Genomic DNA, 11,587 nt, shown 5'->3' with positions numbered 1-11,587 from the left:
ATTTCACTCAGAGCCGGGGATTATTGGGATAGATGACTATCAGCGTGGCGTTGACCGCCCATTTCTGGCTGAGCTCCTTTGACGGCGTGTGGTTTTGTAGCTCAACCCGCGCCGGGATCGCCTCCAGACGGGTGCTGAAATCGAGCAGCGCCTCAAGCGACATCGCTTTTACCTGCAGCCGCACCACTTTTTTCTCCGGCTCAACGCTGACGTTCATGATCGCCACATCGGGCAGGAGTAATTTCGCCAGCGGATTCAGCATCGCCACTACCTGCATGGCGGCTCTCGCATCCGGCTGATGTTTTTTCATGCGCGCCGACAGACCACGGACAATCTCATCCCGCTTCGCCACCGTCTCCAGCAGGTGTTGATGCTGGCGCTGTAGCGCGTCGCGCCGTTGATAATCGTTCATACTCGCCAGCAGCAGCCCGCCGGTCAGCAGCAGCACAACCACCATTACCGGCAAGGCTGCGCGTGGACGATAGTGAAAACAGGGAGCGGCCCAGCCTTTAAAAGCCGATATGGAAAACATTCTCACTCCCCCACGGCATCAATATTGTTGAGAAAGTAGTGCGGAACGGCGCTGTCCAGCCCCATCAGCCGCGCGGTCTGGGCAACCTGCTGCTGCGCGCTCACGCCCGCGTCATTGTGCAGACACCACGCCTGCTGCCACTCTCCGCGCTGGCGCGAGACAAAGATCGTCGACTGCTCATCACGCAGACAGAAGAGCGCATCGGCGGGAAGTACGCCGCGCCATGCGCGAAGCTTTTGGTGCAGCGCGACATGAATACCGCCCACACGCAGTCTCCATTTATGGGCGGTGAGCAGTAAGGTCTGCCAGAGCGCTTCATCAATGGCCGCCGCCAGCGCCGTTGCGCCGAACTGCACCGAAATAAAGGCGGTTTTACACGCCAGAACGTTGCGCCAGAAAGGTTGCCTGGCGGCCTCGGTGGCGGCGAAGCTGCGTAACTCCTCCGGCGTGCTCAGCCCGGTCTGCCAGGGGACGGTAAAGTAGTGAATCCGGCTGCTGCTCAGGCAGAAACTGAGCTTTCCCCACCAGGGCATCGCCAGGTTGTGGGCGCTTAACAACTGATCGAGCGCCTCATCCAGCGCGACCTGCGCGGTTAACGCCTGCTCGCCGAGCACCCGGTTGCCCCGGCGCAGCACCAGCCGCTGCGGATGAATGTCGCACTGCAACTCAGGCGGGAGGAGTGATAACACGGTTGATCTCCGAAAAAGTGGTTTTGCCCTCCAGCACCGCGCGAATGGCAACGTTATGCAGCGGGACAAACCCCTCTGCTAAAGCGATTTCGCGCATCTGGCGCACCGAGGCCCGCATCTGGAGCGCCTCTTTCATCCTGTCGCTGAACGGCAAAACTTCCGCCAGTGCCAGCCGGCCGCGAAACCCGCTCTGGCGGCAGGCCGGGCAGCCGCGTCCTTTACGCCACACAGGCGTGAGCGTATGGAGCGCGCTCTGCTGCCACTGGTGAAGATCCTGTTCGCTCGGTTGCGCCTCCTCCAGGCACTGCGGGCAGATGCCGCGCACCAGCCGCTGCGCCAGCACACCGCGCAGCGCGGAGAGCAGGCTGTTGGCATCGACGTTCATATAGAGAAAACGCTCCAGCACGCTGAAGACATCGTTGGCGTGGACGGAGGAGAGCACCAGGTGGCCGGTGAGCGCAGCCTGCACGGCGATGCCGGCGGTTTCGCTGTCGCGGATCTCGCCGACCAGAATGGTGTCGGGATCGTGACGCAAAATCGCGCGCAGGCCGCGGGCAAAGGTCAGCCCTTTTTTGTCATTGACGGGAATTTGCAGCACATCGTTAAGCTGATACTCCACCGGATCTTCAATGGTGATGATCTTATTGTCGCCGGTGTTCAGCTCGCTCAGCGCCGCGTAAAGGGTGGTCGATTTACCACTCCCGGTCGGCCCGGTGACCAGTACCATGCCGTGCGGCTGATGGGTTAACAGGCGGATCTCACGCAACGTATGGTCATCAAAACCGAGCGTCTCGAGGCTCAGCGTGCTGCTGTGAGACTTGTCGAGCACGCGCAACACGGCATCTTCACCATGGATACCCGGCACCACCGAGACGCGAAAATCGACCGGTCGCTGGTGGATCATCGCCTTGAAGCGGCCATCCTGCGGGATGCGCCGCTCGGAAATATCCATGCTGCTCAGCACTTTAATACGCGAAATAATCTGGCTGGACGCCTGAATGCCTGGGCAGTGACGGATGGCGTGAATGACGCCATCAACGCGGTATTTGACCGCCAGGCCATCCGGCGCGGCGCTGAGGTGGATATCGCTGGCGCGGCTCTGGATCGCATCATAGAGCGTGGCGTTAACCAGCTTGATAATCGGGTTGCTTTCACTGGCGATATTGCCGGGGGTGATCTCAAGGATCACCTCATCTTCGCCCTCTTCATTTCCCTGCTGTTCAAGCTGATCGAGCGTGCGCTGCTGGCGGGTCAGCACCTCTAGTTGCTCGCGTAACCAGCCGGGCGAGGCGATAGCAAGGGTAACCGGCAGCCGCTGCGCCCACTGACGCAGCGCCAGCGAAAAGGGATCGCTCAACAGCAACCAGTGCCGCTCGCGCCAGCACACCGGCAGAACATGCATCGCCAGCGCCTCATTGAGGGGGATATGCTGAAAATCGACGGTGACCTCATCTTCGGCCTCCGGCGCAAAGAGCGCGATGCCGAGGGCGTCAGCAAGCGCGGGCAGCGCGGCAGGCTCGGCGTCAATCAGCTTTGCAAACGCCTCGCTGCGCTGGGCTTCATCAACCGCCAGCAGGTTATCAATCAGGGCGGAAACTTCCGGCTGCGACATCATCAGGACATACTCCCGGCCATCTCAAAAATGGGCATATAGAGGAGAAAGACCACCAGCCCGACAATGCCGCCGACGATCATCATCAGTAACGGCTCAAACACGCGGGTGAAGGTGTCGATGGCGCGCTCCAGCGCCTCGTCATAAAAGCTGGCGATGCGTTCGCACATCCCGGCTAACTCCCCGCTGCGCTCACCCACCTGCAACAAACGCATTGCCACCGGGGTGGTTAAATGCTGGCTCTCCAGCGACTCCGAAACGCTCTTGCCCGCCATCACATGCTCCACCACGGTGTTGAGCTGGGAGTGGTGGCTGACCGGGATCACCGACTGAGCGAGGCGTAACGCGTGGGTAACCGGTACGCCGCCATCAAGCAGCAGGCCGAGCGTGCGATAGAAACGCACCAGAATGGTGAGGAACTGCTGCTGGCGCAGCTGGGGGATTTTCATCGCGCCTCGCATCAGTAGCTGTTTGGTCCAGCTCTGTTTACACACCACGATCAGCGCGCCGATGGTGGCGATAGTGCCCATTAACAGCTCCGGTCCCGACTGCTTAACCAGCTGTCCCCACCATAAAATCAGCTCGGCGCTGCGGCTGAGGGTGTTCACCCCTTCAAACACCTGTGAAAAGCTCGGCACGATAAAGCCCAGCAGGAAACAGACAATCAGCCCGCCAACCGTCAGCACAATCAGCGGGTAGGTTAAGGTGCCGCGAATGCGCTTACGCAACTGCTCAAGGCGCTGTTCATAGAAGTGGTAGCGTTTCAGGGCGTTGGCCAACTGGCCAGTTTGTTCAGAAGAGGCGACGGTATTAACTAATAGCGGCGGAAAAATATCGGGCTGGGCGGCCATCGCCTGCGATAACTGGCTTCCGGCGTAGAGCTTCTCCAGCAGCCCCTCCAGCATCTCCAGCGCCTGTTCATCGCTTGAGCAGGCGCAGAGTGTCTCAATCGCTTCGGTTACCACCAGCCCGGCATCCAGCAGCGCCATCAGCTCCTGCGTAAAGAGCGTCAGTGAGACGCGCTTTGTCGGGTGCTGCACCTGTTGCGCCACACGCAGCACCACATAGCCTGCCTGTTGTAACTGGTGTCTGGCTGAAATGGGCGTATCGGCCTGGGTGCGGATTTTTTTGCGCTTACCCTTTTCTAAATAGGTCACTTCCCAGGTGCTCATTTTTCCCATGCCGCGAACTCCTTCTCGTTCCTTTTCAGCCCCTGATAAATACGCGCCACTTTCTGGCTATAGCGCAGGCGTGCTAAATGGGTTTTCCTGTTACGGGCGTTCCCGGCGTTATAGGCGCCAACCGCTTCCCAGTTATAACCAAACTGGCGAATTTGCCCGGCCAGCACCCAGGCACCCGTTATGACGTTTTGGCAAGGGTTAGTAATAAGCGAGCGCGCGGTGATGTGATATTTCCTGAGCTGTGCGAAATGCTGGCTGTTAATCTGCATTAAGCCGACATCCGTGGAGCCATTGCGGTTTTTGTGCACCACCGTCGGCGATAAGCCCGATTCAACCACAGCGATCGCTTTTAATAATGCTGGCTCAATACCGTAACGCGCGCCCGCACGTTGCCAGCAATGGGCTTGCGCGCTATGCCCCGCCAGCAGGGTGAGTACCAGCATTAGCCGAATCATTATCAGAAGCCGTAGACAATGGCCTTGCCATTATTATCGGTGGTAGAAATATCCACTTCGAATACGCTTTGCGATTGTCGGCTCGGGTTGTGCCACTGATAGGCTTTACCCCATGGATCATGAGGAATTTTTTGCGCCAGATAGGGGCCGTTCCAGTTATTGACGTTATCGGGCTTCTCGACCAGCACATTTAACCCCTCTGCTTCTGAAGGATAACTACCGGTATCGAGCCGATATTGCGTTAATGCATCCGCAAAGGCGTGCATCTGGCGTAACGCGGTTTTTTCTTTTGCCTGATCAACATTAGAAAATAATTTCGGGCCAACAAAGCCGGCCAGCAGCGCAATGATCATTAATACCACCAGCAGCTCGAGCAGTGTAAAACCCTGCTGCTGATTAATCTTAAGGCGTTGTTGATAATTCATGATTCAGTTGCTCACTCAAAGAATTGCCGTTCACCGTGGCTATTCTCCCCCGATGCAACAGAGACGAAAGCTGATTGCTCCCGCGGCATTAAAGAATGCTCTACCCGCGCGCGGAAATCTCTTTTCGGTAAAAGGCCGCTGATTTTTCTTACTGGTCAGATAGAAATAACATCAGGAACGCCGTATGGTGCTTTTGTACTCTTCATTCCTACAGGACGTTGGGAGGATAATTAATGCCAATTAATATATTGATTGCCGATGAGCATACGATAATACGCCGGGGGATGACCTCGATGATTAACTCTCTGAAAGCCAGTAATATCAATACAGAGAGGTTAGATATAGAGGTTGTCGGCGACACACATGAACAAACAGAACTGCTGAATATTCTCGCAAATAAACAAGTTGATCTTCTTTTCCTCGGCTACGGGCTGACAACAATAAAAACCGGAAGCCCCTTATCAGAATTAGATGGCATCGCGCTGGTAAAATGGATTTCAGGCCGTTACCCCAAAACAAAAATCATCTTCTTATCTCCGTATAACAACACCAATCTTATTCGAATCGCCCTCGAAGCCGGTGCCAAAGGGTATATCAGCCGTAATACCAGTGAACGCACATTATGGCGCGCTATGGCCACTGTCTTAATGGACGAAGTCTATATTGAGCGCGGCTTAATGGACTCCCTTTTTCGCCGCGATGCCATTACACCGCAGGAGTTATCAACGCGCGAAAGTGAAGTATTACGCCTGCTCTGCCGTGGTCTCTCATTAACCACCATCTCCAGGCGTATGAATATCAGCATTAAAACGGTGAGCGCACATAAACTGCGGGCGATGGCGAAACTGAATGTGCGAACCGACTGTCAGCTCTACTGCCTGCTGTTCCAGACGCGGATGTTTGATATCGCGATGTAACCGCAAGGCCAGCGATTTTACTCTACACCGCTACTGCGCAAGCGTGATAAAACAGGGCCACCTACGTGCTGTATGGCCCTGTTTTGTCTGCTGCGCTTATTTCACCTCGCTCCAGACTTCATGCTCGCCCGGCAGGTTACCCTTCGTCCACCAGCGCGCCTGATACTCCTTCCCGTTAAACGTCACCCTGTCGCCGCCAACATAGACAGTGTCGTTATGCCACTGCGCCGGAAGATCGCTCTGGGGATCCTCGTCCGGTGCTGGCGCGGGTGCGTTATGACCGCCGAAATCAACATCAATCACGTTGTAAAAGGTGGCCCCCGTATCAGCAACATCCCACGCCGCAAGGATCACATGGTAGCCCTCGCGCTCGGGAACCGTGCACTCATGCGGAAGATCCGGGCCGGTGCTGGGCTGAATATTTTTCCCATCGATATGACAAAAAGGCTCTGTCTCAAAGGAGGCGCGCGTCAGCGGCTTCGCGGGATCCCAGTCGCTTTTCGTCAGGTAGTAGTCCCACGATTTAGTTTTGTGCGGTGCGGTATAGGTCCAGGTGAAAGCATGTTTACCTGCGTTAATGGGGTGCTTCGCCCAACGCGTTTCATTCTGCTCATCCAGCCGCCCCATTGAGGCTAATCCCGCGCTGGCGAGATGACCATCCGCAGGCCCTTTACTGGCCGCAGGAAAACCATCAGGCCCCTCAACGCTTTGCATCTCATACAGCGGGCCGCTACCGCACTCTTTATTTTGATAGCCCATATTGGCATTACACATATACGCGCGTGACGCCGGGAGAGAGACATAGCCATGCGCCAGCGCACCGCCGGCCATACATAATGTAATAACTGCCAGGCCTATTTTTGAATAATTCATACCTACTCCGTTTATTAGCGAAATAAATCCACGGCGTTAAATTAATCACTTATTGCCCTAACAGTAATATCAACCTTCTTTTTTCTCCTCAGATGCAGCGCAATAAATCGAGGAAAATTCCCAGCGAGAATAAATAAAAAAAGCCGCAATAAAAATATTGCGGCTAAAACATCAAAAAGATTAACTCAACTAGAACTTACTCAACTACTTGCCACACTTCATTCGTGCCTGGTTCATTACCACGTGTCCACCAACGTGCTTTATATTCAAGCCCTTTCCACGAGACTTTATCACCGCCAACATAAATCTTATCGCTCTTCCATTCATCAGCAGCGGCGGGGTTATCCGGGTTTGTGACGCTACCCTCCTCCGGAACGTGCTTGATGGTCAACGTCAACGGCAGGGAGTCATGCTCACCATCGTTTACCGTCAGGTTGAAGACCAGCGTGCTCTCCTGCTCCGGCGCATTGAGCGTAAAGCTCGCTTTCTGCTGGTTAGCATTATTCAACGTCACATGGGGGCCAGAAACCTGCGTCCAGCTCCAGCTTAGCGCTGCGCCCTCCGGATCCGTTGAGGCGGAGCCATCAAGCACCACGGTGTCGGCACCGGTCACCGTTTGCGGATAGACGGCTTTCGCCACGGGAATATGATTCTCCACCTGCGGTACATCGCCACCCGCCGCCTGTTTCATCTCGTTGATATAGCTCACCTGATCCGGCAAACTCATCTGCACATTATTGGAGCCGAGCGCCCAGACGAAGACACCGCCATATCCCTGCTCTGCCTGCCAGGCAGCACGCTTCAAATTATTCTCTCTTGATTCAACATAGCGGCCTTCCGGCCCCCACTGGGAGTTAATGGTGTTGCCGAGAATAACCTTCTTCTTGTCGCCCACCGCACGCGCATAGTTAGCCATTGCGACGTCATAGCGGAAACGCGGACCGGCGTCATAAGTCATGACATTAAAGAAGTCGAATACATCGCGCCCGGCGGTGAGCAGCCATATCACTTCACCGTGATGGGTGGAGCGGGCATCCTCAATAAACGAGCAGTTTTCCATGACCGATGGGCTGGAGCAGGCTTCAGGATCGGCCCCGACGTGATAGGTAGTCAGGCTCAACACTTTACCGCTGTTCGGCCCAAGCAGCTCCTTGACGCGTTTCGCCAGGATAAGCAGGTTTACGTTCTCCTGCAGCGTCAGGCGGGCCACTTTTTCATAGTCGAAATCAATGCCATCCAGTTGCACCGTGCCGGCTTTCTGGAAGCTGGCCATATTGCAGGTTTTATCCCAGTTGGCGCTTAAACAGCCGCCCACCATCTCTTCCGGCTTCATATCCTTTTTGTAAACCGGGAAGTCGGTTTTCAGCAGTTTAACCAGCCCCTGCGCAATCTTTTCGCGGCTCGCCGGATCGCCGAGATAGCCCCACATTCTTTCATAGGTCTCCCCACCGAAAGCCACCAGCATACGTTTAGATGGCACAGCCAGCTTGGTCTGTGTCCAGGAGGTATAGGAGGGAGAGAGCCAATAAGGGTCGTACTCAGCAGGCGTAACGATGTTGTCAGAGGAGGAGATATCTCCATTCTGATTCCAGCCGCCAAAAGAGAGGAAGAAAGTATCAACATTGGACTTCTCTAACTGGGTCGCGGCATCCTGTGGAAGACCCCAGGATGTCAGATAACTCATGATGCGGTTATTTTCAGCTGCTGACACCGATTGCGTCAGCAATACCGAGCCAATCAAAGCAGCTAAAGAGAGCTTTTTCAATGTAACCTCCTGTTACAGGGTAAGTAATTATTCTGTCCTCCATATTAATCTTTGCCATTAATAATCCTATTAGCGCCCTCTTTTCCAGGTTGAGAAGCGGGAGGTATTAACAAGGAAAATTCCTGGCAATAATAGATGCGGGTTTTTATTCGCTAATTAGCCCGGCGTTTATATTATCCATTTGGCGATCTCCTGCTGGCTACAGGGTTTAAATAAGCAGCCATCCATGCCGGAGTTTTTGCACTGCTCAATGATTTCCGCCTGAGCAAGAGCGGTAAAACCCAACAGCGTCGCGCGGGAAATAGCCCGTTGCTGCTCCTGAATACGAATGGTTTTCGCAAGCTGAAAGCCATCCAGCAGTGGCATATTGCAATCCATCAGAATGTAATCAAATGGTTTATCGGCATGCCATTTTGCCAGCGCCTCTTCTCCGCTTTGTGCTTCTGTCACCTGGTGGCCGAGCAGTTCGAGCTGGTGACGCAGCAGCAGCAGGTTTGGCCGGTAGTCATCAACAATCATCACCCGCTTGCCCGCAGCGGTCGTAACCGGTATCGCGGTCAGGCTTCGCTGCGCAGGATAAGGCTCGGGAGACGCCGGTAAAGTAAGTTGCAGGGTGACGCGGGTGCCTGCGCCTGGTGTACTGGTAAGGGAGAGTTCTCCCGCCATTAATTCGCATAGCGCCCTACAGATGGCGAGGCCAAGGCCTGAACCGTTTTGTGCGCGATCCTCACAGGGGCCGAACTGCGCAAAAGGGGTAAAAAGCCGCGACTGGTGTTCTGGCGCAATGCCCGGCCCGGTATCGGTGACGGTCAGCGAAATTGCAACCTGCTGCGCATCCATTATGTGGTGGCAGAGCGTAATGCGGATCTCCCCTTCGCGAGTGAATTTAATGGCGTTACTCACCAGGTTGGAGAGGATCTGCTTGTAGCGCCCGGGGTCAATCAGCACCGGGCAGCGCTCGCCGCCTACAACTGAAAAGCGGAGAGCAAGCTGCTTCTGTCCGCTCGCTTCTTCAAAGAGCAGCACCACGGCGCGGGTGAGGCTAACTAACTCCTGAGCAGACGGCTCAAGGATCATATGACCCGACTCGATGCGCGACATATCAAGAACATCACCGACTAATGCCAGTAGATCTTTTGCCGCGTCGTGCGCCACTTCCAGCATCGGCTGGGCATGTTGCCTCTGCGCATTCTGTTTAATTTGTAACTCCAGAATGCCCAGAATCGCATTAAGCGGGGTGCGAATTTCATGGCTTACCATGGCGAGAAAGTGGTTTTTCATAAGACTTGCGGCTGCCGTCTCATCGCGCGTCAGGTTGTGCCTGCGCTTTCTGCGCTGAGCGAGCCCGTAAAACAGCAGCAGGAGAAGCACGCCCATACATACGGCGCTCAGCAAACCTGCATCATGCCAGCGCGCAGGAAGAGCGGCACGTGCAGGCAGAGAGAAGAACAACAGCCCCGGCACGCAAGTAAGCCATAAGAGGCGAGAACAAGGATCGCTGCGCATCATCTGCTCCGCTTAAATAGGTTCACCATTAAGATCAGGGAGAGCTATTTAACCGTCAGCATCACGTTAACAGTGCGCGGGTAACAGCCTCCTACATTGACGAAGCGACGCAAACAGCACGGAAATAAAATTGATGCGCATCTTTTCGCTCTCATGCGTGCTTATGACACCGTTATTCAGAAGCACGGGCAGGCGTTCCATAATGATGCAGCTTCGTCTGGCATGGCTCATGCCCAGCAGATGCCACGAGGATTTCATTCGGTGGGCAATATCTGCGATTGCCGTGAACGACGCCTGGGGAGGCAGGCTGTCGAGGTGATGGATATCATCCTTGAGGGTCTGGATAAGTACCGGGATCATCGCATCAACCACCGCCTGCTGCCCGCCTGCCAGTGCATTCAACTCGCTGAGGTTCGCCGTCGGCGGCGCGCTACAGACCAACGTTTCGTTTATCGGTAAAGGAAGAAGCCTGTCAAAACCGTTAAGACGTAGCAGAGAGGGATTTAAGGTTTCCGGCGTCGCGCTACAGGCCAGCAGCAGCGCTGGTGGTGCGAAGGTGCCGATCAGCCCGGCCGCCAGCACCCTGTCGATAAGCATCAGGCCCGGAGTGGGTTGATGGGTTAAATCAATGATTAAGGCGTTCCAGCGCTGGCGGCGCAGCGCGCGGAGGGCGGATTCACTATCCATGACGTCGATCTTATTAAGAACATCCGCCCGGCACTGCCGGGTTAATAGCCGCTGTTGCGAGGCATTAAAAGTGACGAGCAGGTTTGCTGGCTTTGTCATCTTTATGTCGGCGATCAGCTGGCCAGCCCAAGCTGTTGCAACTGTTGGTAGAGCTCATATTCGGAGGTGACGCCGAGCTTGCGCATTGCGCTCTTCTTTTGTGCGCTAACGGTCTGTTTGGTGCGGTTAAGGCGGGTGCTGATATCGCTTATCGTTAAGCCGCGCAGCAGCAGGCGCAGCACTTCGCTCTCTTTTGGCGTCAGGCTGATGCCTGTCGGGGCGGTTGGTTTGCCGGGCGCAACTGTGCCGGTAACTCCTTTGATAAAATGCACGAGCTCCGTTGAGAGACCTGCTTTGCTGAGCACGGCATGCACGCCGAGCTGCCGTAACGCGCGTTCAATACCGGGGTTGTTGATCATTGTCACCACAATAATCATCAGTGTGGGCCAGCGCCGTTTAATTAGCTGGATAAGCGCGAGGCCATCGTTATATTTATCCCCTGGCATACTGAAATCGGTAATCAGAATATCGATATCACCACTCTCGAGTTTGCTTATTACGTCATCAGTGGTGAGCGCCTCGTCAACAATATGATATTGCCCGGCAAGCGGTGAGAGTAATGCGCGCAGCCCCATTAAATAGATAGGGTGATCGTCTGCTATCAGGATCTTTTTTTCCATTACCATGCTTACGGATGTTGAGGTGGCATCGTTGTTACGAGAGTGGCGGCTACTCTAGCAAAAAACCTCCCGGTGCAGGTTGAATATTTATTAGTAATAGCGCGAGAGAAATGAATAAAATTGCAGAACCAATATAAATAACAAATAAAAATAATTAACCAATAAACACTATGTATATTTCAGGCAAAAAAAACCGCAACGTTACGCTGCGGTTTTTTATTATTGC

General features: G+C 54.7%; 12 protein-coding genes. 1 reads left to right on the top strand and 11 read right to left on the bottom strand.

Going from position 1 to position 11,587, the window contains the following annotated elements:
- Positions 1-7: 7 nt before the first annotated feature.
- Genes ACWPW2_RS03940 through gspG form a run of 6 tightly spaced genes read right to left on the bottom strand, consistent with a single transcriptional unit; the run spans position 8 to position 4,894 of the window.
- Positions 8-532, bottom strand: a complete 525-nt coding sequence (locus ACWPW2_RS03940; RefSeq protein ID WP_279792522.1) for a hypothetical protein — start codon at positions 530-532, stop codon at positions 8-10.
- A 2-nt stretch (positions 533-534) separates the two neighbouring features.
- Positions 535-1,221, bottom strand: a complete 687-nt coding sequence (locus ACWPW2_RS03935) for a hypothetical protein (RefSeq protein ID WP_454121697.1) — start codon at positions 1,219-1,221, stop codon at positions 535-537.
- The gene (locus tag ACWPW2_RS03930) at positions 1,199-2,836 is read right to left on the bottom strand and encodes a GspE/PulE family protein (protein ID WP_454121696.1); all 1,638 of its coding nucleotides are present in this window, start codon (positions 2,834-2,836) and stop codon (positions 1,199-1,201) included. The genes ACWPW2_RS03935 and ACWPW2_RS03930 overlap by 23 nt, the downstream gene beginning before the upstream one ends.
- Positions 2,836-4,014, bottom strand: a complete 1,179-nt coding sequence (locus tag ACWPW2_RS03925; RefSeq protein WP_454121695.1) for a type II secretion system F family protein — start codon at positions 4,012-4,014, stop codon at positions 2,836-2,838. The genes ACWPW2_RS03930 and ACWPW2_RS03925 overlap by 1 nt, the downstream gene beginning before the upstream one ends.
- On the bottom strand, positions 4,002-4,457 hold the full coding sequence (locus ACWPW2_RS03920; RefSeq protein ID WP_454121694.1) for a transglycosylase SLT domain-containing protein: 456 nt from the start codon (positions 4,455-4,457) through the stop codon (positions 4,002-4,004). The genes ACWPW2_RS03925 and ACWPW2_RS03920 overlap by 13 nt, the downstream gene beginning before the upstream one ends.
- A gap of 14 nt (positions 4,458-4,471) precedes the next feature.
- Positions 4,472-4,894 carry a type II secretion system major pseudopilin GspG gene (gene gspG / locus ACWPW2_RS03915; protein WP_023481896.1) on the bottom strand — a complete coding sequence of 141 codons (423 nt, stop codon included), beginning with the start codon at positions 4,892-4,894 and terminating at the stop codon, positions 4,472-4,474.
- A 233-nt stretch (positions 4,895-5,127) separates the two neighbouring features.
- On the opposite strand from gspG, the gene ACWPW2_RS03910 reads away from it, so the two are divergent.
- Complete coding sequence (locus ACWPW2_RS03910; protein WP_034814117.1) at positions 5,128-5,811, top strand: response regulator transcription factor; 684 nt, start codon at positions 5,128-5,130, stop codon at positions 5,809-5,811.
- Positions 5,812-5,907: 96 nt separating this feature from the next.
- Here ACWPW2_RS03910 and ACWPW2_RS03905 read toward each other — a convergent pair whose 3' ends face one another.
- The 5 genes from ACWPW2_RS03905 to ACWPW2_RS03885 all read right to left on the bottom strand — a co-directional run bounded on the left by ACWPW2_RS03905 (position 5,908) and on the right by ACWPW2_RS03885 (position 11,361).
- Positions 5,908-6,684, bottom strand: a complete 777-nt coding sequence (locus ACWPW2_RS03905) for a lytic polysaccharide monooxygenase (protein ID WP_312121757.1) — start codon at positions 6,682-6,684, stop codon at positions 5,908-5,910.
- 196 nt (positions 6,685-6,880) lie between these two features.
- Entirely contained in the window at positions 6,881-8,449 is a 1,569-nt protein-coding gene (locus ACWPW2_RS03900; RefSeq protein WP_454121693.1) for a PKD domain-containing protein, read from the bottom strand.
- 168 nt (positions 8,450-8,617) lie between these two features.
- Complete coding sequence (locus ACWPW2_RS03895) at positions 8,618-9,730, bottom strand: ATP-binding protein (protein WP_454121692.1); 1,113 nt, start codon at positions 9,728-9,730, stop codon at positions 8,618-8,620.
- Positions 9,731-10,021: 291 nt separating this feature from the next.
- Positions 10,022-10,741, bottom strand: a complete 720-nt coding sequence (locus tag ACWPW2_RS03890; RefSeq protein WP_454121691.1) for an Hpt domain-containing protein — start codon at positions 10,739-10,741, stop codon at positions 10,022-10,024.
- 14 nt (positions 10,742-10,755) lie between these two features.
- Complete coding sequence (locus ACWPW2_RS03885; protein WP_023481923.1) at positions 10,756-11,361, bottom strand: response regulator; 606 nt, start codon at positions 11,359-11,361, stop codon at positions 10,756-10,758.
- Between the last annotated feature and the right edge of the window lie 226 nt (positions 11,362-11,587).

The sequence above is a fragment of the Kosakonia sp. Marseille-Q7440 genome (assembly GCF_965119485.1).
The sequence above is the reverse complement of the archived record's forward strand: the minus strand, read 5'-3'. Positions and strand labels throughout refer to the sequence as shown.

Coding starts and splice junctions, on each gene's coding strand:
- ACWPW2_RS03940 (WP_279792522.1), bottom strand. CDS start 532: ATGTTTTCCATATCGGCTTTTAAAGGCTGGGCCGCTCCCTGTTTTCAC.
- ACWPW2_RS03930 (WP_454121696.1), bottom strand. CDS start 2,836: ATGATGTCGCAGCCGGAAGTTTCCGCCCTGATTGATAACCTGCTGGCG.
- ACWPW2_RS03925 (WP_454121695.1), bottom strand. CDS start 4,014: ATGGGAAAAATGAGCACCTGGGAAGTGACCTATTTAGAAAAGGGTAAG.
- ACWPW2_RS03920 (WP_454121694.1), bottom strand. CDS start 4,457: ATGCTGGTACTCACCCTGCTGGCGGGGCATAGCGCGCAAGCCCATTGC.
- gspG (WP_023481896.1), bottom strand. CDS start 4,894: ATGAATTATCAACAACGCCTTAAGATTAATCAGCAGCAGGGTTTTACA.
- ACWPW2_RS03910 (WP_034814117.1), top strand. CDS start 5,128: ATGCCAATTAATATATTGATTGCCGATGAGCATACGATAATACGCCGG.
- ACWPW2_RS03905 (WP_312121757.1), bottom strand. CDS start 6,684: ATGAATTATTCAAAAATAGGCCTGGCAGTTATTACATTATGTATGGCC.
- ACWPW2_RS03895 (WP_454121692.1), bottom strand. CDS start 9,730: ATGAAAAACCACTTTCTCGCCATGGTAAGCCATGAAATTCGCACCCCG.
- ACWPW2_RS03890 (WP_454121691.1), bottom strand. CDS start 10,741: ATGACAAAGCCAGCAAACCTGCTCGTCACTTTTAATGCCTCGCAACAG.
- ACWPW2_RS03885 (WP_023481923.1), bottom strand. CDS start 11,361: ATGGAAAAAAAGATCCTGATAGCAGACGATCACCCTATCTATTTAATG.